The organism is Luteimonas sp. BLCC-B24 (genome assembly GCF_028550595.1).
In the GTDB taxonomy this organism is placed as follows: domain Bacteria; phylum Pseudomonadota; class Gammaproteobacteria; order Xanthomonadales; family Xanthomonadaceae; genus Luteimonas.
In genome coordinates, this window is the sequence record NZ_JAQQGN010000003.1 from 304897 (window position 1) to 327200 (window position 22304).

Consider the following 22304-nt stretch of genomic DNA (forward strand, 5'->3'; position numbering starts at 1 on the left):
GGCGTCTCACGGCACGGGTTCGACGGTCAGGCCGATGTCGAACGTACCGGTGGTCATCCGCGCCGGCGCGCCGGGCCGCAGCAGCATCGCGAACGGCTCGGGCGCGGGATCACCGCGGCCGGGGCGGGACAGGCGGCCCTCGACACGGATGACCTCGCCCTCGGGCTGCACCACGAGCGTCAGCGCGTAGCCGTCGTCGCCGTCCACCTGCAGGCGGCCGGGCGCTCCGGCGGCCAGCACGACGGTGGCGCTGCCGAGCGCGTGCCCCTGGTGATGCAGGTCGGCATCCAGACGGTACGACGCGCCGCCGGCGAGGGCGGGCAGTGCCGCACACAGGCCGAGGCCGGCGAGCGCGGCGCGGAACCGGTTCGTCATTGCAAAACCCTCCGTGGCGCGCCGGCTCAACCGGCCGGCGTGTCGAGATAGTCCAGCGTCGCCTGCAGCATCGCGCGCAGGCCGAGGTCCAGTGCGGATTCGTCGACGTCGAACTTCGGCGAATGGTTGCTCGGTGCCGCGCCAGCGTCCTGGCCCACCGGCGTCGCACCGACGAAGAAGAACAGGCCCGGCACTTCGCGCGCGTACAGCGAGAAATCCTCGGCGCCCATGATCAGCGGCATGTCGACCACCGGCACCGCACCCGACGCGGCCTGCAGGCTGGGGCGCATGCGCGCGGTCAGGGCTTCGTCGTTGAAGGTGACCGGATTGCCGTCCTCGGCGGGGATCTGGGTCTGCACCGTCGCGCCGTTGGCCGCGGCCACGTGCTCGGCGATCGAGGTCAGGCGCTTGAACACGTCGGCGCGCATGTCCTCGTCGAAGGTGCGGATGGTGCCGACCAGTTCCACCGAGTCGGGAATGATGTTGTAGCGGATGCCGCCGTTGATCGCGCCGAAGGTCACCACCACCGGTTGCTTGCTGATGTCCATCTGCCGGCTGACGATCGCTTGCGACTGGTTGACGATCTGCGCCGCGGCGACGATCGGATCCACGCCGCCCCAGGGCCGCGAGCCGTGGGTCTGGCGGCCGACGACGGTCATGCCGAAGCGGTCGGACGCGGCCATCGTCGGCCCGGCGCGCACGCCGATCTGGTTGGCGTTGAGCGTGCTGAAGACGTGCAGGCCGAACACCGCATCGGGCTTGAAGTCGGCGAACACGCCTTCCTTCAGCATCAGGCCGGCGCCGCCTTCCTCGCCTTCCGGCGCGCCTTCCTCGGCCGGCTGGAACACGAACAGGATCTCGCCGGCCAGCTGCTCGCGCATGCCCACCAGCGCCTCGGCCACGCCCATCAGGATCGCGGTATGCGCGTCATGGCCGCAGGCGTGCATCACGCCGGTGGTCTGGTCGCGGTAGGTGTCGGTGACCTGCGAGGCGAACGGCAGGCCGGTTTCCTCGGTGACCGGCAACGCGTCCATGTCCGCGCGCAGCGCCAGCCGCGGGCCGGGGCGGGCGCCCTTGAGCACCGCGGTCACGCCGTGGTGGGCGATGCCGGTGCGCGGTTCCAGGCCCAGGCTGCGCAGATGCGCGGCCACCTTGGCCGCGGTGCGCGTCTCGCGGTTGGACAACTCGGGGTGCTGGTGGATGTCGCGTCGCCAGTCGACGACCTTGGCCTGCAGCGCGGCCGCGGCCGCGGTGACTTCGCCGCGCTGCGCCTCCTGCGCGATCGCGTGGGTGGGCAGGGCGAAACAGGCGCACAGCAGCGCGGCGGCGAGACGATGCATCGGTGGATTCCCCGGCAGGACGAGGGTCCGATGCTAAGAGGAATCGCAAGACGATGCGCGGACCCGTCGCCGTCGCCCTGCCGGCGCCGCCCGGTTCGCGGTGCTGCGGATCGGACCGTCATGCGCGAAATCACGCGCGAGCGCGCTCCTGCAGCGGCGGCGTTCGATGACCGGGCCTGTGCTTGCGACGCACAGGCATTGCGTGCCCCGTAGCAGCGACCTCGGTCGCGATGCGGCGTGCCCGACCGAGCGTGCAGGCGTCCCGCAGTCACGCGCGAGCGCGCGCCTCTGCTACTCGCGCTGTTCCAGCAGATCCAGCGTCGCACGCAGCATCGCGCGCACGCCGACGGCCAGCGCGGCCTCGTCGGGCGCGTAGTGCGGCGAGTGGTTGATCGGCATCGTCGCCGGATCCTGGCCGCGCGGCGTGGTGCCGACGAAGAAGTACGCGCCGGGCACCACGTTGGCGAACTGCGAGAAATCCTCGGCGATGGTCTGCAGCGGCATCTCGACCACGTTGTCGGCGCCCACCGCGGCCTGCAGCGACGGCAGCACGCGGCGGGCGAGCTCGGGGTCGTTGACCGTCGCCGGCGCGTTGTTGACCACCGACAGTTCGGCCGTCGCACCGGCCGCCTCGGCATGGCCGCGGGCGATGCGCTCGAACCGCGCGATCACGTCCTCGCGCACGTCGGCATCGTAGGTGCGCAGCGTGCCGACCAGGCGCGCGTCGTCGGGAATGATGTTGAAACGCACGCCGCTCTGGAACTGCCCGGCGGTCAGCACCACCGGCGAGTCGACGATGTTGATCTGGCGCGCGAGCATGCTCTGCGTCGCCAGCAGGATCTGCGCGCCGACGGTGATCGGGTCCACGCCGTCCCAGGGGCGCGAGCCGTGGGTCTGGCGGCCGGTGACCGTCAGCGCCCACTCGTCCGCGCTGGCCAGCGACGGCCCACTGCGGAAGCCGATCCGGCCGGTGTGCAGGCCGGCCCAGACGTGCAGGCCGAGAATCGCATCGGGCGTTCCATCATCGAACACGCCTTCGTCGAGCATGCGCTTGGCACCGAACACCTCGCCCGGCTCCGGCGGCCCTTCCTCGGCCGGCTGGAAGATGAAGACCACCTCGCCGGCCAGCTGTTCGCGCATGCCGGCCAGCGCTTCGGCCACGCCCATCAGGATCGCCACGTGCATGTCGTGGCCACAGGCGTGCATCACGCCGACGTCCTGGCCGCGATAGGTCGCGCGTGCGGTCGAGGCGAAGGGCAGACCGGTCTGCTCGGTGACCGGCAGCGCGTCCATGTCGGCGCGCAGCGCGATGCGCGGGCCGGGCCGGGCGCCCTTCAGCACCGCGACCACACCGGTCGGCCCGATGCCGGTGCGCGGTTCCAGGCCGAGGCCGCGCAGATGCTCGGCCACCTTGGCCGCGGTGCGCGTTTCCTGGTTGCCCAGTTCGGGATGCGCATGCAGGTCGCGGCGCCAGTCCACGAGCTTCTGCGCCAGCGCCGGATCGAGATCGCCGGGCGCGGCGTGCGCCGGAGCGGCGCCGAGGAGCGCGACGGCGAGGCAGAGGGACAGCGGCAGCGAACGGCGCATCGGCGGTTCCGGATGGGCGGGCCCTGCATGCTAGCCCCGCGGCCCCGGCGCTCGCCGCCGCACGGCGGAACGCTGCGCGGCGCCGGATGGAACAGGTCGCGCGCATGCCGTCGCGCGCGGGGGCGCCGACGGGTGGCCCGGGTGCCCGCGGATGCGACAATGGACCTCCACATCGGACACGAGACTCCCATGACGGCATCGCCCTCCAAGCTCGATCAACTGCGCGACCTCTCGGTGGTCGTCGCCGATACCGGCGACGCCGACGCGATCGCCCGGCTCAAGCCGGTCGACTGCACCACCAATCCCACGCTGGTACGCAAGGCGCTGGACCTGCCGGTCTACGCGCCGCTGATCGAACGCGAGCTCGAGCGCGCCGCCACGCTGGACGGCGATGTCGAGCAGGTCGCGCGCCAGGTCGCCGACCGTCTGACCATCGGCGTCGGCCGCACGCTGGCCGGTCTGGTGCCGGGCCGCGTGTCCACCGAGGTGGACGCCGATCTCGGCCACGACACCGAGGCCACGATCGCCAAGGCGCGCCAGTTCATCGAGATGTACCAGGACGCCGGCGTGTCGCGCGACCGCGTGCTGATCAAGATCGCCGCCACCTGGGAAGGCATCCGCGCGGCGAAGGCCCTGCAGAACGAGGGCATCGACTGCAACCTCACGCTGATCTTCAACCGCGCCCAGGCGATCGCCTGCGCCGAGGCCGGCGTGTTCCTGATCTCGCCCTTCGTCGGCCGCATCCTCGACTGGCACGTCGCCCGCGGCGAGACCCCGGCCACGATCGACGACGATCCGGGCGTGCGCTTCGTGCGCGACGTCTACACCGAATTCAAGCGTCGCGGGTCGCCGACCATCGTCATGGGCGCCTCGTTCCGCTCGACCGCGCAGATCGAGGCGCTGGCCGGCTGCGACCGCCTGACGATCTCGCCCGAGCTGCTCGAAGCGCTGGCCGCCGAGCACGGTCCGCTGCCGCGCGCGCTGCAGGCGGGCGAGCGCAACGGTGCGGTGCCCGCACCGGTGGACGCCGATGCCTTCGCCCAGGCCATGGCCGCCGACCCGATGGCGACCGAGAAGCTGCGCGACGGCATCGCCGCGTTCGCCAAGGATCTTGACATGCTGCGCGACACGATCGCCCAGCGCCTGCGCGCCCGCTGAGCATGCCGCGTCGTCGACATCGCCTCGGTGCGGCCCTCGTGGCGGCCCTCGCCACGGTCACGATGGCCGGCTGCAGCGGGCTGCCGCGCGCACAGGCCGGTCCGGTCGTCGTGCCCGAGCGCAGCCCGGGCGTGTCGATCGGCTATCTCGGCGACGCGGCCTTCGACAGTCGCGCGCTGGTGCCGGCACCGCCCGCTCCGGGCACGCCGGCCCACGTGCTCGACGACGTCATCGCCGGCCGCGCACTGGCGCTGCGCGATACCACGCGCTGGCGGCAGGCCGCGGTGGATGCGGATCTCGATTTTCCGGCCGCCGGCTCACTCTTCGCCTGCGCGCTCGGCGTGCCGGTCGACAGCACGCACACGCCGCACCTCGTGCGGCTGCTGCGCCGCTCGCTGGCCGATGCCGCGGTGGCCAACCGCGCCGCCAAGGACCAGTGGCAGCGGCCACGCCCGTTCCTGTCCAACGGCGCGGCGGTGTGCACGCCGGAAGACGGCGCGCGCCTGCGCGACAGCGCGGCGTATCCGTCGGGGCACGCGGCGATCGGCTGGACCTGGGCGCTCACGCTGGTCGACGTGGCGCCCGAGCGCACGGACGCGCTGCTGCAGCGCGGGCGCAGCTTCGCCGAGAGCCGCCTGGTCTGCAACGTGCACTGGTACAGCGACATCGTGCAGTCGCAGCTGGTGGGCGCGGCCACGGTCGCACGGCTGCAGGCCGAGCCGGAATTCAGGGCCGATCTCGCCGCCGCCCGGCGCGAGGTCGCCGCGCAGCGTGCACGCGGCGCGCAGCCGGAGGGGTGCGATGCGGAAACCATCGCACTGCGCCGTTCGCCGCTGCCGGCGGCCGACGAGCGTCCGTGAGCGGCGCGCCGCCGCGGGATGCCGATCCACGCCCGCAACCGCCCGAACCGCCCCTGGCCAGCGACTGCTGCGACAGCGGCTGCGCGGTCTGCGTGCACGACACCTACGCCGAAGAGTTGCAGTGGTACCGCGAACAGCTCGCCGCCTGGCGGGCGCGCCATCCGGGCGTCGACTGACGCGCCGCCGGCTGCGCGCATGTCCGCATGGCCGCCCCGCCCGGCGGCCGCGTCGCCCGGGCCGTCCTGCCGGAACACGCGCGTGCGACCGCGCTCCCGGTGATGTCCATTCCCACGTGCGCTCCGGCAGGCGGCGCGGATTGCGGGTTCGCCGCGCCGCCACTGATCGCCGGCCGGACGCGCTCAGTCCCATCCGAAATGGAGGAGACCTTCCGGCACGCAGCGCTGCACCGGCGTGTGCGGCGGCAGCAGGAATTCCGCCCGCGGGCGGAGGCCTGCGTCGTGCACGCGCACGACCGGCACGCCGGATGCCCGCCCGGTGATTATCGAGCGCGACGACGAGAACTGCAGAAACCGCTGCGCCAGCACCGTGTCGACCAGCGCCGAAAGCGGCGCCGTGCCGGGCAACGGGACCGTCAGCGTCAGCCGGCCCGTCTGGTCGTCCGCGCCGCACACCGCCTCGCGCGTCACCGTGATCTCCCGCATGGAACCGGATCCCGTCATGCGCTGCGCGGCGATCAGAACGCCGGAATCACCGCATCGTCGTAGGTCGACTGGATGAAGGCGCGCACGTCCTCGCTGGTCAGCGCGGCGATCAGCTTCTGCACGCGCGGATCGTCGCGCGTGTCGGGGCGGCCGACGAGGAAGTTCACGTACGGCGAATCCTGGCCCTCGATCGCCAACGCGTCGCGGCCCGGATCGAGGCCGGCGTCGAGCGCATAGTTGGTGTTGATCAGCGCCAGGTCCACCTGCTCGAGCACGCGCGGCAGCATCGCAGCGTCGAGCTCACGGAAGCGGAGATTCCTGGGATTGGCGGTGATGTCGCGCAGGGTCGCCATCGCGTCGGTGGGGTCGCGCAGCGTGATCACGCCGCTGTGGTGCAGCAGGATCAGGGCGCGGCTGTTGTTGCTCGGATCGTTCGGAATCACCACGTCGGCGCCGGCCGGCACCGCGTCCAGTGAGTCGAACCGGCGCGAGTACGCGCCGAAGGGTTCGATATGCACGCCGACCAGCGTGGTCAGATCGGTGCCGCGGTCGCGGTTGTAGGCGTCCAGATACGGCTCGGTCTGGAAATAGTTGACGTCGATCTGGCCCTGCGCCACCTGGTCGTTGGGCTGCACGTAGTCGTTGAAGACGCGCACCTGCAGGTCGACGCCCTGCGCGGCGAGCAACGGCTTCACCACCTCGAGGATCTCGGCGTGCGGCACCGCGGTCGCGGCGATGGTCAGGCGTTCGCCGTTCGCGCCGGATCCGGACCCGCCGCAGCCGGCCAGGGCGGACAGCAGCAGGGCGGCAGTGGCGAGACGGGGCAGCAGGGCCATGGCGGATCCGGTGAGGCGAGGGGCCCGCCAGTATCGGCGGTCACGCGTCCGGATCGAGTGCGGTGGTGGAAATCAGTGTGTGGCGGGGCTGCGGGTCACGCCGGGGCGTGGCGTTCGCAACGGGTTCGATCGTCCGGCGCTGCAGCGGAACGCACACCTCGCTGGCGTCGGCCGGAATGACGGGAGGGGCCGCAGCCGCGGAGCGCCCTAGCGCCGCGTGAACCGCGCCACCAGCCGGTCGCCGACCATCTGCAGCACCTGCACCATCACCAGCAGCGCCACCACGGTGATCACCGCGACATCCGTGCGCGAGCGCAGATAGCCGTCGCGGTACGCCAGATCGCCCAGACCGCCGGAACCGATCGCGCCGCCCATCGCGGTGAAGCCGATCAGCGCGATCGTGGTCACCGTGGCGCCGGCGATCAGACCGGGCAGCGCTTCGGGCAGCAGCACGCGCAACACCAGTTGGCGCGTGGTCGCGCCCATGGCGAGGCTGGCTTCGATGACGCCGCGTTCGACTTCGCGCAGCGCGGTTTCCACCAGGCGCGCATAGAACGGCGCCGCGCCCACCACCAGCGGCAGGATCGCGCCGCGCACGCCCAGTGACGTGCCCATCGCTTTCAGCGTCACCGGGATCAGCACGATCATCAGGATGATGAAGGGCACCGAGCGCAACAGGTTCACCACCAGCGACAGGCCGCCGTACAGCGCCGGGCGCGCGTGCAGCTGACGCGGGCCGGTGAGGAACAGCAGCACGCCCAGCGGCAGGCCGATCAGCAACGTCAGCGGCAGCGCGCCGCCCAGCATCAGCAGCGTGTCGATCGTGGCCTGGCCGATTTCCACCCACTTGCCGGCATCCACGTTGGGCAACAAAGGCGTGCTCATCGCGGCAGCTCCTGCACGTGCACGCCGGCCTCGGCGAAACGGTGCACGGCGGCGTCGAAGCGGTCGCCGGTGACGGCCAGCGTCAGCTGGCCATAGGGCATGCGCTTGATGCGGTCCACGCGGCCCGAGAGGATCGTGTAGTCGATGCCGGTCTCGCGCGCCACGCGGCCCAGCATCGGCTGCCAGGTCGCATCACCGGTGAACGTGAGTTTCAGCAGGCGGCCTTCGACATGCGCGATGTCGCCCTGCTGTGCATCCTCGTCCACGTCCTCGGATTCGGCGACGAAGCGCCGCGTCGTCGCGTGCTGCGGATGCAGGAACACCTCGGTCACCGGCCCGCTCTCCACCAGGTGCCCGGCATCGAGCACCGCGACGCGGTCGCAGACCCGGCGCACCACGTCCATCTCGTGGGTGATCAGCACGATGGTCAGGCCCAGCTCGCGGTTGATGCCGTCGAGCAGCTGCAGCACCGAGGCCGTGGTCTGCGGATCGAGCGCGCTCGTCGCCTCGTCGCACAGCAGGATCTTCGGCCCGGTGGCGAGCGCGCGGGCCACGCCGACGCGTTGCTTCTGCCCGCCGGAGAGCTGCGCCGGGTACTTGTCGCGATGCGCCTCCAGGCCCACCCGCACCAGCAGGTCCTGCGCACGCGCGCGGGCCTGCGTCGTCGACACGCCGGCCAGACGCAGCGGAAACGCGACGTTGTCGAGAACCGTCTTCGCCGACAGCAGGTTGAAGTGCTGGAAGATCATGCCCACGCGCCGGCGCAAGGTGCGCAGGCCGGCGCCGTCGAGCGTGTCCAGGCGTTCGCCGTCCACGGTGAGCCGGCCGCCGCTGGGCGTCTCCAGGCCGTTGATCAGCCGCAGCAGCGTGGACTTGCCCGCGCCGGAATGGCCGACGATGCCGAACACCTCGCCGGCGTCGATCTGCAGATCCAGCGGATGCAGGGCGACGATCTCGCGCCCGGCAACGGGATAGGACTTGTGGATGCCTTCGAACCGGATCACGTGGGCACTGCGCAGCGAACGGCCGGGCAGCCTAGCAGGCGCGCGCATGTCCACCGTTGCACCGCCGCGTGTGCAGCATTCCGGCGCCGGCACGCACGGCACGTCCACGGCGTCGGCGACACGGGGGCGGTATCATCGACGGCCCGGTCTTCCACCGCTCGCACAGGACTCAGGCACGTGGCAGTGAATCAGGAACAGCACAACCGAATCGCCTCCGGCCAGGGCTTCATCGCCGCACTCGACCAGAGCGGTGGCAGCACGCCCAAGGCGCTCAAGCTCTACGGCATCGAGGAAGACGCGTACGCCAACGACGCGGAGATGTTCGGCCTCGTCCACGCGATGCGCACCCGCATCGTCACCAGCCCGGCGTTCACCGGCGAGCGCGTGCTCGGCGCCATCCTGTTCGAACGCACGCTCGACGACCAGTTCGACGGCCAGGACGCGGCCACCTACCTGTGGGAGGTCAAGGGCGTGGTGCCCTTCCTCAAGATCGACAAGGGCCTGGAGGACGAGGCCGACGGCGTGCAGATGCTCAAGCCCATTCCGGGCCTCGACGCGTTGCTGGCACGGGCCAAGGCCAAGGGCGTGTTCGGCACCAAGGAGCGCTCGGTCATCAAGCAGAACAATGCCGCCGGCATCGCCCGCGTGCTCGACCAGCAGTTCGAACTCGGTCGCCAGGTGCTGGCCGCGGGTCTGGTGCCGATCATCGAGCCGGAGGTCGACATCAAGGCCGCCGACAAGGCCGACATCGAGACCACGCTCAAGCAGGGCCTGATCGAGCGTCTCGACCAGCTGGATGCGGCGACGCCGGTGATCCTCAAGCTCACGCTGCCGGAGGTGGACGGCTTCTTCCGCGAGCTGGTCGAGCACCCGGCCGTGCTCAAGGTCGTCGCGCTGTCGGGCGGCTACAGCCGCGACGACGCGAACGCGCGTCTGGCGAAGAATCCCGGCGTCGTCGCCAGCTTCAGCCGCGCACTCACCGAAGGCCTGAGCGCGCAGCAGAGCGATGCGGAATTCAATACGTCGCTCGACAAGGCGATCGAGTCGATCTACCGCGCCTCGATCACCTGATTCGCGCGCGCGGATCGCGCACCGGAAGCCGGCGCCCGTGCGCCGGCTTTTTCACGCCGGGCCGCCGGACCTCCGACGCACCCGTGCGGTGACGCCCGCATATCAACGCGACGCCACGAATCCCGGAGATTCACTCGGGGTGACGTGCGCGCCGACGCCAGGTGAACGTCCGGCCGCCAACCGTTAGCGAAGCGTTGGAAATGGATTGGGGAACATCGACATCCCCCGCGGGTCATTAAACGGAAAGCCGCTTAATAGGCGCACTCGACCCGGCGTGACGCAGGCGGTGGATAGCGTGGTCTTCGAGGTCCAGCCTTGGAGTTGCACGATGTCCCAGCCCAGCTTCGTCACCCATTACATGGTGCGCCGTCCGCTGCGCGCTGCCGCGTCGCGATCCTTGCGCGTCATGGCCGAACCGGGCGCGCGCCCGTGTCCGCCGCGGCGACGCGAGGCCGTCGCCGCACGGCCGGACGCGGCGGATGCGCCCGCACGCGAGCCGCGCGGCCACCGCCCGTCGATGTCGGCACTGCGATTCGGTTGAGCGCGACGACACGCGCGGGCGACAGCGCCGTCAGTGCGGCGTGCCGTCTTCGCAGTTCACCCGCAGGCACTGGCCCGGCCGGATCCCGGGCCAGCCGACATCGCGCTGCAGCAGGTCGCCGCCGACGCGGCACCAGAGCTGCATGGCGCCGCGCCGCCGGCGCGACCGTCAGGCGCGGTGACCCGGAACGTCGCGAGTTCGGTCACCGGACCGGTCACGGTGTCCACGGCGGGCTGTCGCTTCGCCAGCCACGCGGACCCGACGTGCGCAGGCGCATCAGCCCGTAAGCGGGCACCTGTGCGGCCGGCGCCACGCCCCGCGTGTGCAGGGAAACATGTTCGTTGAGTCAGCGCGTCTGTCGTCTGCTGCATCGGCGTCGAACAGTGGCCGTCGGCGCCTGGAAGTCGCGTTCGTGCGTGTCGATCGCCGCCGCGGTGATGCGTGACGCCCTCGACGGCCTCGGATCCGCATCCACGCTGCGCGCATGGCGCCGCGGCGGCATTTGCGGGGCCACGTGCTTGCTCAAGCCGACGCGCCGCCCTCAGCGGTGCCGGCGGCCGCGCGCCGCTCGGCCACGAAGGCTTCGAACAGCGCCAGCGTTTCCGGGCTGACGTGGTGTTCGATGCCCTCGGCATCACGGCGGGCGATGTCCTCCGGCACGCCCAGTGCCAGCAGGAAGGCTTCCACGGTCTGGTGCCGCGCGCGGCTGGCGCGCGCCAGCCGCTCACCGGCGTCGGTGAGGAACGCGCCGCGGTAGGGCTTCTGCAGCACCAGGCCGTCGCGCACCAGGCGCTGCAGCATGCGCTGCACCGTGGGCTGGGCCACGCCCAGGCGCTCGGCGATATCGACCTGGCGCGCCTCGCCACTGTCGGCGATGAGGTCGGAGATCAGCTCGACGTAGTCCTCCACCAGCTCCGCGCGCCGCGCTTCGCGCACCTGGCGGAAGTTCTCCACGTGCACGCTGGCCTCGGGCAGGCCGGGCTTGGGCGCGGTGGGGTCCGTGTCGTCGGCGGGCAGGGCCTTGCGTGCGGACATGACGTCGAATCTAAGCGGATGAGCCGCCATTGTCGCCGATCGTCCATGCACGCGCGCCGCGCGGCGCGCACGCACGCTGGATGCCGGCGCGAACGCCGCTCAGCGCTTGCGGTTGAAGAAGGCCAGCACCGCGCCGCAGACCATGCCGATGAACAGGCCCAGCGCAATCCACTGCAGGATCGACAGCTCACTCATGCGATGTCTCCGGGAAGTTTCGCCACCTCGGCCGGGCGGCCGCGCGCATCGAGCGCGATCATCACGAAGCGGCCGCGCGTGCACAGCTCGCGCTCGCCGCTGAGCAGGTCTTCGGCGATCAGTTCCACCTCCACCTGCATCGACGTGCGGCCCACCTCGACCACGCGCGCGATCGTCTCCACCAGCTGGCCCTGCTTGATCGGCAGCTTGAAATCCACCTGTTCCGACCGCGCCGTCACCACCGTGCGCCGCGCATAGCGCGAGGCGGCGATGAAGGCCGCCTTGTCCATCCATGCCAGCGCGGTGCCGCCGAACAGCGTGCCCAGGTGGTTGGTGTGATCGGGAAACACGATCTCCAGCATCCGCGCCTCGGTCTTGGGCGTGTCGGCCAACGGCGCCATCAAGCCGCGTCCACGGTCGTCAGGTGCAGGCCCACGGCCTGGGCGATCTGGCCCGGTGCCTGGAAGCCCGGCAGGCGCGCAGCCTCGGCCCCGTGCTTGAACAGCGCCAGCGTCGGCGTCTGGCGCAGGCCCAGGTTGCGGAAGAAGTCCTCGCCGATCACTTCCATCTTCACCTTCAGCAGCGCGAGGCCGGCGGCGTCTTCGCTGGCGGCGAACTTCGCCAGCGACATGTCGAGCATCTTGCAGCCCGGGCAATCGTCCTTGTAGTAATCGACGAGCAGGCGCGGATGCGCGGCCAGGGCGGCGGCGTAGTCGTCAGGCGTGGAGGCGTGGAGTGTCTGCATGGGGGGCAATCTCGATCTGTGTTTCGGCAATACCAAGTATGTGGTCGGTCCAGCGTTGGATCTTCATGGCGTCCCGCTCGCCATGGGGCATCTGTTCGATCTCCAGCCGCGGGTAGCGCGTGCCGAAGAACGCGGCCATGCGCCGGGCCGCACCGCAGTAGTTCTCCTCGCCCCACTGCGTCTCACCGGTGCCGAACACCGCCACGCGCTCCGGCTTGCCGACCGCGGCGACGAGCTCCTCGATGAAGCGCTTCATCTCCGGCGGCGTGCGCCCGGCGTTGATGCTCCAGCTGCCGAGGATGTAGAGATCGTGTTCTGCACTGTGCGGGCAGGCCTTGGAGAGCGTCTGGATGTCGGCATCGATCCAGGTGACGGCATGGCCCAGCCCCTCGCAGCGCGCATGGATCGCACGCGCGACATCGCGAGTGTTGCCGCTGAGCGATGTGTGGGCGAGGAGGATGCGCATCTGTTCAGCTGTCAAAAGCTTATGAAATTTACTGTAAAAACAACGACTTACATTTCTACGGTCTATCGGGAACTAACTTTGTGCTAAGCGCACTTGACTCTAACGGCAGTTGAGATAGGCTCCCGCCTCGAGTTCACTGCCTATCGGCTTTGAACCTATCGAGGTCTCGGCCGCTGAACCCGCGTAGCGAATCAGCGGCTTTTTTTTGCCTGCTATTCCGGTTTCGTGAGCGAGCGGACGCATTCCTCGCGAGACCAAGTTGGCGAGCTTCTGATCTTTCCGATGCTGCTATTTGCTTGATAGCAGGTGATGAAATTGGCTTTTAGCGTCGAATCGCGCTTCAACGACATTGCAATTACAACCACGAAATCTTCATAGATCACGGCCACTCGGCGCGTGGCGTCGACTTGTCGGATTGCTTTGTTCCAGCCTTGAAACAGAACTGCATCCGGATGCGTAAGGGTCGCCTGAATCCAGTCGATTCGCTGTGCTCTTACTTCCGAAAAAGTCTCCTTTCGGCCATCTCGCTCCACGCTTTCGTAAAACGCGTGGTCGAACTTCTTAGCATCGAAGTAGACGCGAATCTCGTCCGGGGTCCGGATGTTCCCGCGGCAATAAACGCGCTCGTAGTGTTGACGGTACTCGGCAGAGGTCTCGTACTTCACTAACGGGGGTAATGACATCACCACCCCCCGTTGAGTCGAATTTTGAAGAGGTTGAACTTCTCCTCACCCTTGCTAGTTGGAGTAAGCTCGCGACCTAGCGCGCTCTCGATGCGGCCGACGACAGAAAACTTCGCAGTGCCTGGCGTCAGTGTGGAATTGAGCTTGCTGCTTGCCGCTCCAAGCAGCAAATCACACATCTGAATAAGTACTACCTCGTTGGACGGTAGGGATTGAACGCTCTCGATATTCGAGCTCAAGTTTGCTCGCGATAGACATTGAGCGAGGATAGGTAGCCGTTTTGAATCGCGATTGCTCTTCGCGTCACAGAAGATGCGGTAGTCGTTGAAATCCAGGATCCAGTGATGGAGAAGCTGGTAATAGAACTTATAGAACCCTAGCTCTGCATCGTCGTCATGTAGTGAGAGATCGAGCTGGGTGCGATCAACCGCGATGCATCGAAAGCGAAGGTTCTCCCCGTACGCGAAGAAGAGGTCAATAAGCTCTATGTAAAAGTCGCGGCGATTGGGAGAAACTTTGCTCCATTTGATCTCGCCCCATGCTTCATGTCGCTTCCGAAGGTCGCTAATTCGCAACTTAAGCTCATTCCGAACCTCTTGTGGAAGCCAAAGACTTCCGATCATGAGATAGCGCGCGCGCGGATTCGAAGACGTCAGGACGTCTGGATTCGCCTCATCGCAGTACACTTCAAATCTCATAGGGTCTCGCAGGTCGTTAGCGGACTGAGTTACAGAAGCTCTTAGAGATCGTCGAACCCGTTATCCGAATTCGTCTTCTTGTACGACGCATTCCGCATCTCGAAGAAGTCCGTCTTCGTCTCGGTGAAGTTGTCGGCGTAGGCCTTGATCCACGGCATCACGTTCTCGTTCGATTCGCTGTAGAGCTTCTCGATACCCAGCATGCCGGCCATCTTGTTGGCGCGGTACTTCACGTAGCGGACCATCTCGTCGACGTCGATGCCGTCGATGCCGTCGAGCACTTCGCTCGTCCAGCGTGTTTCGAGTTCGATCGCGTGCTCGAAGGCCGTGTGCACGTATTCGGTGAGTTCGTCGCCCTGGAGGTTCTGGTTCTCGCCGACGATGGCGCGGATCAGTTCGCTGATGAACTTGCTGTGCGCCAGCTCGTCGCGGTTGATGAAGCTGATGATCTTGCCGGTGCCGGTCATCCGGTTCTGCCGGACCAGGTTGTAGAAGTAGGCGAAGCCGGAATAGAAGTTGATGCCTTCAAGGATCGACGACTGCACCAGCGAGCGGATCAGCGTTTCGGCCGAGCGCTCGCGCATGAAGTCGTTGTACGAATCCATGATCGGCTGGTTGCGCGCGATGATCGTGGGATGCGTGCGCGCGAGTTCGAACACGCGGTTCTGGTCGGCCAGGCCGGTGATCGAGGCCAGCACGTAGCTGTAGCTCTCGTTGTGGATCACTTCCTGCTGGCCGATGATCGCGGCGTTGGCGTGCGCGGCCGGGTCGGTGATGTATTCGGCGACGTTGTAGATGAAGCGCGTCTGCGGCGAATCCAGCGTGGCCAGCAGGCCGATGATCGAATCGTAGGCGTTCTTCTCGCGCGCCGAGAGCTCGCCGTACTGTTTGGCGTCGCCCTTCATGTCGACCTCGTCCGGAATCCAGAAGTTGGTCGAGAGTTCCTTGTAGGCGCGATAGAACGACGGATACGGAATGTCGTTCCAGTTGAGGATGCCGCTGGTCTGGCCGTTGATGATGCCGGTGGAGCGGTTGGGATGACGCGGCTCGAGGATCTTGATGCGGTCGAGCGGGGTGGACGTAACGGCCATGGTTGCTTCTCGTATTCCGGTGCCGCGCCCCGAATCACGATTCGACGCGGCGATTCAATCTGGAGGAAAGCCCCCCTGAGTCAGGGGGTGCGCCGAAGGCGCGGGGTGTGGATGCTGGTGAGACGGGGCCCACGGTTTGCAATGCAAACCGTGGGGAGCGAAGCGCGAATGCGCTTAGCTCGAACACCACTCGCACTCGGCGATATCGATGTCGTTGGAGCGCACGTAATACGTGGTCTTGATGCCCTCCCGCCATGCGGTCATGTGCAGCTCCAGCAGCGTGCTCGCGCGGATGGTGCTGGGCACGTAGAGGTTGAAGCTGATCGCCTGGTCGACGTGGCGCTGGCGACGCGCGTTCTGGCGCACCGAGGCGAACTGGTCCACCTTGTAGGCGCCCTTCTCGTAGTAGGGCCAGGTCTCCAGCGACAGGCCGGGCGCGGCGACCGGGCGGCGGTAGTCCTTCTTCTCCTCGTAGTAGAACGCGGAGTAGATCGGGTCGATCGACGCGGTGGAGCCGGCGATCTGCGCGGTGGACATGTTCGGCGCGACCGCCATCAGCCAGCCGTTGCGCATGCCGTTGACGCCGACCTGCGCGGCCAGGTCCAGCCACTCGGGCGAGTTGTAGTTGCGATCACTGAAGTACGCGCCGGTGTGCCAGTCGCTGCCGGCGAACACCGGGTAGGCGCCCTTTTCCTTGGCGAGTTCCATGCTGGCCTGCACGGTGAGGAAGTTGATGCGCTCGTAGAGCGCATCGCTGAAGTCCTCGGCGTCCTTCTCGTTCCAGTGGATGCCCTTCTGCGCCAGCAGGTGGTGCCAGCCGAACGTGCCCAGGCCGATCGCGCGGTACTTCTGGTTGGTGATCGTGGCCTGCGGCACGGGCAGCTGGTTGAGATCGATCACGTTGTCGAGCATGCGCACCTGGATCGGGATCAGGCGCTCGAGCACGTCGGTGATCAGGTCGCCCTGGCCCTGCTGCGGCACCACGGCGCGGCCCAGGTTCACCGACGACAGGTTGCAGACGACGAAGTCGCCGGCCTGCTTGGTGGTGACGATCTGATTGCCGGAGATGATCTCCTGCATCATCTTCGTCGGGCTCATGTTCTGCAGGATCTCGGTGCAGAGGTTCGACGAGTACACGCGGCCGACGTGCTTGTTCGGGTTCTTCCGGTTCACCTCGTCGCGGTAGAACATGAAGGGATTCCCGGTCTCGAGCTGCGAGACCATGATCCGCTTGAAGATGTCGATCGCCTTGACCGTCTTGCGGCTGATGCGCTCGTCGGCGACCACCTCCTCGTAGCGCTTGCGGAAGCTGCCGTTGGGGTCGCCCTTCTTCTCGTCGAAGAAGTCCTGCAGGTAGAAGCCCTTCACGCGATGGACCTCGTGCGGGTCGAACAGGTACCAGTCGCCGCGACGCTCGACCGCTTCCATGAAGAGATCGGGGATGCAGATCGAGGTAAACACGTCGTGCGCGCGCAGGCGCTGGTCACCGTTGTTGAGCCGCAGGTCGAGGAAGTTCTCGATGTCGCGGTGCCACACGTCGAGGTACACCGCGACCGCGCCCTTGCGCTGGCCCAGCTGGTCCACCGACACGGCGGTGTTGTTGAGCTGCTTGATCCACGGCACCACGCCGCCCGAGGAATTGGGCACGCCGCGGATGGCCGAACCGCTGGAGCGCACGTAGCCCATGTACGCGCCCACGCCGCCGCCGCCCTTGGAGACGCGGGCGATGTCGGTGTTGGAGTCGTAGATGCCCTGCAGCGAATCGTCGACGGTGTCGATGAAGCACGAGGAGAGCTGGCCGCCGACCTTGCCGGCGTTCTGCAGCGTCGGCGTGGCCACGGTCATGTACAGGTTCGACAGCGCCCAGTAGGCCTCGCCGACGAGCTGCATGCGGCGCTCGCGGCCGCCCTTGGTCTCGTTCTGCATCAGGTACAGCGCGATGGTGAGCCAGCGCTCCTGCGGCAGTTCGAACACGGCGCGCGAGGTGTCGGTGGCCAGATACCGCGTGGCCAGCAGGTACAGGCCGTTGTAGGCGAACAGCTTGTCGCGCTCGGCGTCGATCATGCGGCCGGCTTCCTGCAGCTCTTCCTTGGAGTAGGCGCGCAGGATGTCGTTGGAATAGATGTTGCGGTCGGCCAGCGATTCCTGCAGGCCGACGTAGGAGCCGTACTTCTGCTCGGCGTCGTAGAAGCGGTTGCGGCTGGCGCGCTTGTACAGGCGGTGCAGGTACAGGCGGGCGGCGAAGAATTCCCACTCCGGCGCGGTGACGTCGACGCGGGCCTCGGCCTCGCGGATCAGGTGGTCGGTGAGGTCGTCGGCGTTGACGGCCTCCTTGCGCTCGACGAAGCCGAACACGCTGCGCTTGTAGTCGGCGATGTCGAGCTGCGGGAACTCGGCATGGGTGCGGTCGATGCTGCGCTCCAGGCGCGCGCGGTCGTAGGGAATCCGGCGATTGCCGGCTTCCTTGGTGATCCAGGTGGAGACGCCGGCGTCGGCGTCGGGTGTTTCGGCAATCGCGGTGTTCATGGCGGCACTCGGGGGCGGCGGCACCACGTCGTCGGGCTCGACGGTGGGCGGCGTGGGCGAAACAGGGGGCGCGGTGGCGGCGGGGGTGGCGTCTGCGGCGGCCGGTGCAGTGGTCGCGACGGTGTCCTGGCTGGTCATCTGGTCTCTCTCTCCGTGCATGCGCGCACACCCCCGGCCCGCCCGCATCGGGTCCGGCGGCTGCGGTCGTGTCCGAGGATCGACGGGCGGCGTCGCAGGGGCCGCGATCGGACGCCGTGCGTCATCGCGCCTGCTCCGCAAGCCCGCTCCCCACGGAGCGGCTGCAGCCAGCACCGCGCGGCGTGCATTCGCGCGGCTGTCGGCAGGTCTTCGGACTCATGGGCGCGAAGGCGACGCCTTCTCCTCGCCCGCCGCTTCCCGGATCGCTCCAGTGCTGATGGCGGGTTCGTTCCCAATCACCGCTGCGGGGCAGTGCCGGACTGGCCTCGAGGGCGTCACCGGCTTCCCGTTTTAATCCGTCGCCCTGGGGGCGCGGAACCGACGTGGCCCAAGATAGTGGGGTGTTCGGGCGGGGTCAACGCTAAATCTTGTGAAGACGCGGCAGGCCCCGTGGCGCCCGCATTTCCGGTTCGTCAAGCCCCTGATGCCGCCTTGGGCATGCGCATCGGGCTGCGCGATGCAAGCCCCGCGCGGCCTGTTCATGCAATCCGGACACCCCCAGGCGGGGGGGTGCGGGACGCGGCGACGCCGCAGCGCGGGGTCGGGCGTTTCATCCGGAGCGTTCGCCGGAGCGCGCGGCCGGCCCGGACTCAACCGCGGTGTTCGCGGGTCAGATACTCGGTGCTGCGCATCTCGATCAGCCGGGAGGCGGTGCGTTCGAAGGCGCCGGTGAGGCGTTCGCCCGTGTAGAGCTGCGGCGGTTCGACGGCGGCGGTGCAGACCAGGTTGACGTGGCGGTCGTAGAGCTCGTCGATCAGGGTGACGAAGCGGCGCGCGGCGTCGTCGCGGGTGGCGTCCATGCACGGAATGCCGCCCAGCAGCACGGTGTGGAACTCGGTGGCGATGTGGATGTAATCGCTGGCGCCGCGCGGGCCTTCGCACAGCGCGTCGAAATCGAACCACGCCATGCCGGTGCAGCGTGCGCGCACCGCGATGCGCCGGCAGTCGATCTCGATGCCGGCATCGCGGTGGTCGTCGTCGCCGCCGAGTTCGTGCCAGCGCGTGTCCAGCCAGGCGTCGGCACCGGCGTCGAGCGGCGTGCGGTAGACCGGCGAGCGGGTCAGGGCGCGCATGCGGTAGTCGGTGTCGCTTTCGAGAAACACGACGTGGCAGTGGCGCTGGACCAGCGCGATCGCCGGCAGGAAGCGCACGCGCTGCAGGCCGTCCTTGTAGAGATCCTGCGGGTCGACGTTGGAGCTGGTCACCAGCACGATGCCGTCGGCGAACATGCGCTCGAGCAGCCGCGCGAGCAGCATCGCATCGCCGATGTCGCTGACGAAGAACTCGTCGAGCACCAGCACGCGCAGGCCCGCATCGCGCCAGCCGCGGACGATCGCCGCCAGCGGATCACGCTCGCCTGCATGCGTGCGCAGCGCCTCGTGGACCTCGCGCATGAAGCGGTGGAAGTGGGTGCGGCGCTTGCGGCCGAGCCGCGGGTCGGGCGTCGCGTGGCGCGCAGGGTCCTTGCGCGCCTTGGCCGCGGTCACGTCCGCGCCGCCCTCGCCGGGGCGTTCGGGCCGGAGCACGCCCATCGGCAGGCCGTCGTGGAACAGGTCGATCATGAACGTCTTGCCGCGACCCACGCCGCCCCACAGGTACAGCCCGGGCGGCGCGTCACCGGCGGCATCGCGGCCCAGCAGGCGTCCGAGCAGGCCGCCGCGCGTCGGCGGCAGGGTCAATGCGCGATGCAGGCGGTCGAGTTCGACCAGGGCCGGGCGCTGGGCCGGATCCTCCTGCCAGTCGCCGCGCGCGACGCCCTCGGCATAGCGCTGCGAGGGCAGGGCGGTGTCGCTCATCGCGCAGGCATCCGCGCGGCGCGGATGTGCGGCGCGGCAACGGCCGCGCCCGGAGCACGAGGCGGCCGCATCAGGCGGCCGGGTCCGGCAGCCAGGTGCGCACGCCGTTCTTCAGTGCGCCGCGCAGGTCCATCAGCTTGCGATGGAAGAAATGGCTGGTGTCGGGCATGCGCACCAGCTCGGCGTCGGCGCCGCTGTCGTCGAGCCAGTGGTAGACCGCTTCGGGATCGACGATCTCGTCGGCCTCGCCCTGGATCACCAGCCACGGGCAGCGCGGCAGCACGATCGCGTCGAAGTCCCAGCGCCCGGCCGGCGGTGCGATCGAGATCAGTCCGTCGGGCTGCAAGGCCTCGCTCGCGCGCAGCGACACGTAGGCGCCGAAGCTGAAACCGGCCAGCCACAGCGCATGGCCCGGCCGCTCGCGGCGCACCCATTCGACCACGGCGGCGAGGTCGGCGGTTTCGCCCTCGCCCGCATCGTAGGTGCCGGCGGACGCGCCGGTGCCGCGGAAGTTGAAACGCACCGTGGCCGCGCCGAGCTCGCGCAATGCGCGCGCGGCCATGGTGACGACCTTGTTGTGCATGGTGCCGCCCTCGGTGGGCAGCGGATGGCAGACGACGGCGACCAGTGGACGGGCATCGACGTCGGCCTCGGGCAGGTCGACGATGGCCTCGAGGTCGCCGACGGGGCCGGCGAGCGTCAGCGGCCCGGATTCGGTGGGGAACGTGGGGGACGTCATGTGCGCATGATACCGGGGCGTTCGCGACGGAGCCGTGCATTGCGCACGCCGTACGCGGCCCCGGCCGTCAGCGGCCGCGCAGCTTCAGGCCCACCACCAGCGGGTCGTGATCCGAGCTGCGCCACGGGCCGCTCGCCTCGCGCGCGCGCATGTCGTCCGGTTCGTCGGCATTGGTGTGCCACTTCGCCGCGCCGACCACGCGCGCGGCCAGCGCCCGGCTCAGCAGCGCGTGGTCCAGTCGTCCGGCCTGACCGTTGAAGACGAAACTGTGTGCCGGCGCGTCCGGACCCGCGGCGAAGGGGTCGCGCCAGCCGGCGTCGTAGAACAGGCGCAGCGGATCCTCGCGGGCGTAGGCGTTGAAATCGCCGACCACCGCCACGCGCTCGCCGGCGCCGGTGGGCGCCGTCGCCAGCCATTCCAGCAGGCGGCGCGCCGATTCGGTGCGCGTGGCGTTCCAGCAGGCCTGGCCGTCGCCGGTGTCGGCATCGGCCCCGTCGGCGTTGCCGCAGCCCTTGGATTTGAAGTGCACGGCGACGACGCTGAAGTCCGCGCCGTCGGGCCGGCCGCCGCGCACGGGCACGAAGGCCTGGGCCAGCGGCGCCCGGCTGTAACGCGCAAACGGGCCGCCGCCGAGCGTGGCCGCGGCGCCCTTCGGCTGCACGCGCGTGGCCCGGTAGATCAGGCCCACGCGGATCGCGTCCGTGCCCGGCCCCGTGCCCGCGTCGACGAAGCGCCAGTCGCGCGCCGGACCGGCGGCGTTGAGCGCATCGACCAGTTGGGCGAGGCTGGACGCGGCGTCGTAGCCGTCGTTCTCGAGTTCCATCAGCGCGGCCACGTCGACGTCGAGCGCGGTGATCGTCGCCACCAGGCCCTCGAGCTGACGCGCGTACTGGGCCGGCGTTTCGGCGCCGCGCGCGGTCGGAAAGCCGCCGCCGCGCCCGTCGCCGTTGAACAGGTTCTCGAGATTGAACGCGGCGATGCGCACGTCGCCCGGCACCTGCGGCGGGGCGGGGCGCGGCGCGGGCTGCACCTGCACGGGCGCGGTGAGCTGCAGGCGCCAGGCGCCGTGGCGGTGATCGACGATGCCTTCGACGCCGGTCAGCACGCTGCCGCTGCGCAGGGCGCGCGCGGTCTCGGGCAGGTACCAGGGCACGCCGTCGGCCGGTGCGTCATTGCGGCCGTCGTCGATCAGGACGCGGCGGCTGTCGTTCGCGGCCTGCACCATCGCCGCCTGGACGCCGGGCCAGGCGATCTCCGTGGGCACGTAGAGCCGTCCGTCGACACTGGTGACCAGGGTGCCGCGGGTCGCGCGCTCGTGCTGGCCGCTGACGGTCAAGGGCGCTTCGATCCGCACCCACTGTCCGGCCAGCCGCGACCAGTCGCCGGGCGCGCTGGCCAGACGCAACGGCGCCAGCGTCGGTGCCGGCGCGGTGAGCGTGTCGATGCGGGCCGGCTGCAGGGTGGGCACGCGATCGAGGCTGCGCAACGTGCCGCTCACCCGCACGTGGGCACCGGCCGCAGGCGCGGGCATGCCGTCGACGGTTTCGACGAACACCGCTGCGGGCTGGTCACGGCCCGGCGTCGCCGACTGCAGGAACCAGCCGCCCAAACCCTCGGCGAACGCGCCGGTCACCCGGCCCTCGATGACGGCCTCGCGCGCCGCCAGGGCCGGCGCATCGACGACCGGTGAGGCATCGACGACCGCCGGTGCGGCGGGCGCGGTCGCGCGGCAGGCGGCGAGCAGGGCGCAGGCGAGCAGACCGGGCAGTAGACGGGAGGCGGGGCGGGGCAGCGACATCGGGCACATCTCCAG

The 22304-nt window shown here is 69.2% G+C and carries 22 protein-coding genes and 1 riboswitch; of the genes, 4 read left to right on the top strand and 18 right to left on the bottom strand.

Annotated features, from left to right (window positions below):
- Positions 1 to 6: 6 nt before the first annotated feature.
- From PQS31_RS09230 to PQS31_RS09240, 3 genes are all read right to left on the bottom strand, one after another.
- Positions 7 to 375, bottom strand: coding sequence for a hypothetical protein (locus tag PQS31_RS09230; protein WP_272762418.1), 369 nt, complete (start codon positions 373 to 375; stop codon positions 7 to 9).
- 26 nt (positions 376 to 401) lie between these two features.
- The gene (locus PQS31_RS09235) at positions 402 to 1715 is read right to left on the bottom strand and encodes an amidohydrolase (protein WP_272762419.1); all 1314 of its coding nucleotides are present in this window, start codon (positions 1713 to 1715) and stop codon (positions 402 to 404) included.
- 291 nt (positions 1716 to 2006) lie between these two features.
- Positions 2007 to 3302, bottom strand: a complete 1296-nt coding sequence (locus PQS31_RS09240; protein ID WP_272762420.1) for an amidohydrolase — start codon at positions 3300 to 3302, stop codon at positions 2007 to 2009.
- A gap of 189 nt (positions 3303 to 3491) precedes the next feature.
- Here PQS31_RS09240 and PQS31_RS09245 point away from each other — a divergent pair, with 189 nt between their 5' ends.
- The 3 genes from PQS31_RS09245 to PQS31_RS09255 are packed head-to-tail and all read left to right on the top strand — an operon-like array spanning position 3492 to position 5496.
- Positions 3492 to 4460, top strand: coding sequence for a transaldolase (locus PQS31_RS09245; RefSeq protein WP_272762421.1), 969 nt, complete (start codon positions 3492 to 3494; stop codon positions 4458 to 4460).
- Between the two features lie 38 nt (positions 4461 to 4498).
- A complete protein-coding gene (locus PQS31_RS09250) occupies positions 4499 to 5320 on the top strand; it encodes a phosphatase PAP2 family protein (protein WP_272762422.1) in 822 nt (273 codons plus the stop codon).
- Positions 5317 to 5496, top strand: a complete 180-nt coding sequence (locus tag PQS31_RS09255; protein WP_272762423.1) for an oxidoreductase-like domain-containing protein — start codon at positions 5317 to 5319, stop codon at positions 5494 to 5496. The genes PQS31_RS09250 and PQS31_RS09255 overlap by 4 nt, the downstream gene beginning before the upstream one ends.
- A 183-nt stretch (positions 5497 to 5679) precedes the next feature.
- Here PQS31_RS09255 and PQS31_RS09260 read toward each other — a convergent pair whose 3' ends face one another.
- The 4 genes from PQS31_RS09260 to PQS31_RS09275 form a co-directional block, all read right to left on the bottom strand.
- A complete protein-coding gene (locus PQS31_RS09260) occupies positions 5680 to 5967 on the bottom strand; it encodes a hypothetical protein (RefSeq protein WP_272762424.1) in 288 nt (95 codons plus the stop codon).
- A gap of 47 nt (positions 5968 to 6014) precedes the next feature.
- A complete protein-coding gene (locus PQS31_RS09265; protein ID WP_272762425.1) occupies positions 6015 to 6818 on the bottom strand; it encodes a MetQ/NlpA family ABC transporter substrate-binding protein in 804 nt (267 codons plus the stop codon).
- A gap of 207 nt (positions 6819 to 7025) precedes the next feature.
- Complete coding sequence (locus tag PQS31_RS09270) at positions 7026 to 7703, bottom strand: methionine ABC transporter permease (protein WP_272762426.1); 678 nt, start codon at positions 7701 to 7703, stop codon at positions 7026 to 7028.
- Positions 7700 to 8707 carry a methionine ABC transporter ATP-binding protein gene (locus PQS31_RS09275; protein ID WP_272762526.1) on the bottom strand — a complete coding sequence of 336 codons (1008 nt, stop codon included), beginning with the start codon at positions 8705 to 8707 and terminating at the stop codon, positions 7700 to 7702. Before PQS31_RS09275 ends, PQS31_RS09270 begins: the two co-directional genes overlap by 4 nt.
- Before the next feature lie 183 nt (positions 8708 to 8890).
- Here PQS31_RS09275 and PQS31_RS09280 point away from each other — a divergent pair, with 183 nt between their 5' ends.
- The gene (locus tag PQS31_RS09280) at positions 8891 to 9778 is read left to right on the top strand and encodes a fructose bisphosphate aldolase (protein ID WP_272762427.1); all 888 of its coding nucleotides are present in this window, start codon (positions 8891 to 8893) and stop codon (positions 9776 to 9778) included.
- Positions 9779 to 10841: 1063 nt separating this feature from the next.
- Here the strand turns inward: PQS31_RS09280 and mntR are convergent.
- From mntR to PQS31_RS09335, 11 genes are all read right to left on the bottom strand, one after another.
- Positions 10842 to 11354, bottom strand: a complete 513-nt coding sequence (mntR, locus tag PQS31_RS09285) for a manganese-binding transcriptional regulator MntR (protein ID WP_272762428.1) — start codon at positions 11352 to 11354, stop codon at positions 10842 to 10844.
- A 191-nt stretch (positions 11355 to 11545) separates the two neighbouring features.
- Positions 11546 to 11950: an acyl-CoA thioesterase gene (locus PQS31_RS09290; protein ID WP_272762429.1), complete on the bottom strand. Its 405-nt coding sequence runs from the start codon at positions 11948 to 11950 to the stop codon at positions 11546 to 11548.
- A complete protein-coding gene (locus PQS31_RS09295; protein ID WP_272762430.1) occupies positions 11950 to 12294 on the bottom strand; it encodes a thioredoxin family protein in 345 nt (114 codons plus the stop codon). Before PQS31_RS09295 ends, PQS31_RS09290 begins: the two co-directional genes overlap by 1 nt.
- The gene (locus tag PQS31_RS09300; protein ID WP_272762431.1) at positions 12266 to 12760 is read right to left on the bottom strand and encodes a flavodoxin; all 495 of its coding nucleotides are present in this window, start codon (positions 12758 to 12760) and stop codon (positions 12266 to 12268) included. The genes PQS31_RS09295 and PQS31_RS09300 overlap by 29 nt, the downstream gene beginning before the upstream one ends.
- 212 nt (positions 12761 to 12972) lie before the next feature.
- Positions 12973 to 13425, bottom strand: coding sequence for a hypothetical protein (locus PQS31_RS09305; RefSeq protein ID WP_272762432.1), 453 nt, complete (start codon positions 13423 to 13425; stop codon positions 12973 to 12975).
- 17 nt (positions 13426 to 13442) lie between these two features.
- Positions 13443 to 14141 carry a DUF3800 domain-containing protein gene (locus tag PQS31_RS09310; RefSeq protein ID WP_272762433.1) on the bottom strand — a complete coding sequence of 233 codons (699 nt, stop codon included), beginning with the start codon at positions 14139 to 14141 and terminating at the stop codon, positions 13443 to 13445.
- Positions 14142 to 14182: 41 nt separating this feature from the next.
- Positions 14183 to 15232: a ribonucleotide-diphosphate reductase subunit beta gene (locus PQS31_RS09315; protein WP_272762434.1), complete on the bottom strand. Its 1050-nt coding sequence runs from the start codon at positions 15230 to 15232 to the stop codon at positions 14183 to 14185.
- A 174-nt stretch (positions 15233 to 15406) separates the two neighbouring features.
- Positions 15407 to 17896 carry a ribonucleoside-diphosphate reductase subunit alpha gene (locus PQS31_RS09320; protein ID WP_272762435.1) on the bottom strand — a complete coding sequence of 830 codons (2490 nt, stop codon included), beginning with the start codon at positions 17894 to 17896 and terminating at the stop codon, positions 15407 to 15409.
- A gap of 183 nt (positions 17897 to 18079) precedes the next feature.
- Positions 18080 to 18294: riboswitch (cobalamin riboswitch) on the bottom strand.
- A gap of 252 nt (positions 18295 to 18546) precedes the next feature.
- Positions 18547 to 19752 carry a cell division protein ZapE gene (gene zapE / locus PQS31_RS09325; RefSeq protein ID WP_272762436.1) on the bottom strand — a complete coding sequence of 402 codons (1206 nt, stop codon included), beginning with the start codon at positions 19750 to 19752 and terminating at the stop codon, positions 18547 to 18549.
- 70 nt (positions 19753 to 19822) lie between these two features.
- Positions 19823 to 20491, bottom strand: coding sequence for an alpha/beta fold hydrolase (locus tag PQS31_RS09330; RefSeq protein ID WP_272762437.1), 669 nt, complete (start codon positions 20489 to 20491; stop codon positions 19823 to 19825).
- 67 nt (positions 20492 to 20558) lie between these two features.
- The gene (locus PQS31_RS09335) at positions 20559 to 22289 is read right to left on the bottom strand and encodes an ExeM/NucH family extracellular endonuclease (RefSeq protein WP_272762439.1); all 1731 of its coding nucleotides are present in this window, start codon (positions 22287 to 22289) and stop codon (positions 20559 to 20561) included.
- Positions 22290 to 22304 lie beyond the last annotated feature (15 nt).

What these genes read in the sequence shown, in the direction of transcription:
- PQS31_RS09230 (WP_272762418.1), bottom strand. Translation starts at nt 375, where the DNA reads ATGACGAACCGGTTCCGCGCCGCGCTCGCCGGCCTCGGCCTGTGTGCG.
- PQS31_RS09235 (WP_272762419.1), bottom strand. Translation starts at nt 1,715, where the DNA reads ATGCATCGTCTCGCCGCCGCGCTGCTGTGCGCCTGTTTCGCCCTGCCC.
- PQS31_RS09240 (WP_272762420.1), bottom strand. Translation starts at nt 3,302, where the DNA reads ATGCGCCGTTCGCTGCCGCTGTCCCTCTGCCTCGCCGTCGCGCTCCTC.
- PQS31_RS09245 (WP_272762421.1), top strand. Translation starts at nt 3,492, where the DNA reads ATGACGGCATCGCCCTCCAAGCTCGATCAACTGCGCGACCTCTCGGTG.
- PQS31_RS09265 (WP_272762425.1), bottom strand. Translation starts at nt 6,818, where the DNA reads ATGGCCCTGCTGCCCCGTCTCGCCACTGCCGCCCTGCTGCTGTCCGCC.
- PQS31_RS09270 (WP_272762426.1), bottom strand. Translation starts at nt 7,703, where the DNA reads ATGAGCACGCCTTTGTTGCCCAACGTGGATGCCGGCAAGTGGGTGGAA.
- mntR (WP_272762428.1), bottom strand. Translation starts at nt 11,354, where the DNA reads ATGTCCGCACGCAAGGCCCTGCCCGCCGACGACACGGACCCCACCGCG.
- PQS31_RS09290 (WP_272762429.1), bottom strand. Translation starts at nt 11,950, where the DNA reads ATGGCGCCGTTGGCCGACACGCCCAAGACCGAGGCGCGGATGCTGGAG.
- PQS31_RS09295 (WP_272762430.1), bottom strand. Translation starts at nt 12,294, where the DNA reads ATGCAGACACTCCACGCCTCCACGCCTGACGACTACGCCGCCGCCCTG.
- PQS31_RS09300 (WP_272762431.1), bottom strand. Translation starts at nt 12,760, where the DNA reads ATGCGCATCCTCCTCGCCCACACATCGCTCAGCGGCAACACTCGCGAT.
- PQS31_RS09310 (WP_272762433.1), bottom strand. Translation starts at nt 14,141, where the DNA reads ATGAGATTTGAAGTGTACTGCGATGAGGCGAATCCAGACGTCCTGACG.
- PQS31_RS09315 (WP_272762434.1), bottom strand. Translation starts at nt 15,232, where the DNA reads ATGGCCGTTACGTCCACCCCGCTCGACCGCATCAAGATCCTCGAGCCG.
- PQS31_RS09320 (WP_272762435.1), bottom strand. Translation starts at nt 17,896, where the DNA reads ATGACCAGCCAGGACACCGTCGCGACCACTGCACCGGCCGCCGCAGAC.
- zapE (WP_272762436.1), bottom strand. Translation starts at nt 19,752, where the DNA reads ATGAGCGACACCGCCCTGCCCTCGCAGCGCTATGCCGAGGGCGTCGCG.
- PQS31_RS09330 (WP_272762437.1), bottom strand. Translation starts at nt 20,491, where the DNA reads ATGACGTCCCCCACGTTCCCCACCGAATCCGGGCCGCTGACGCTCGCC.
- PQS31_RS09335 (WP_272762439.1), bottom strand. Translation starts at nt 22,289, where the DNA reads ATGTCGCTGCCCCGCCCCGCCTCCCGTCTACTGCCCGGTCTGCTCGCC.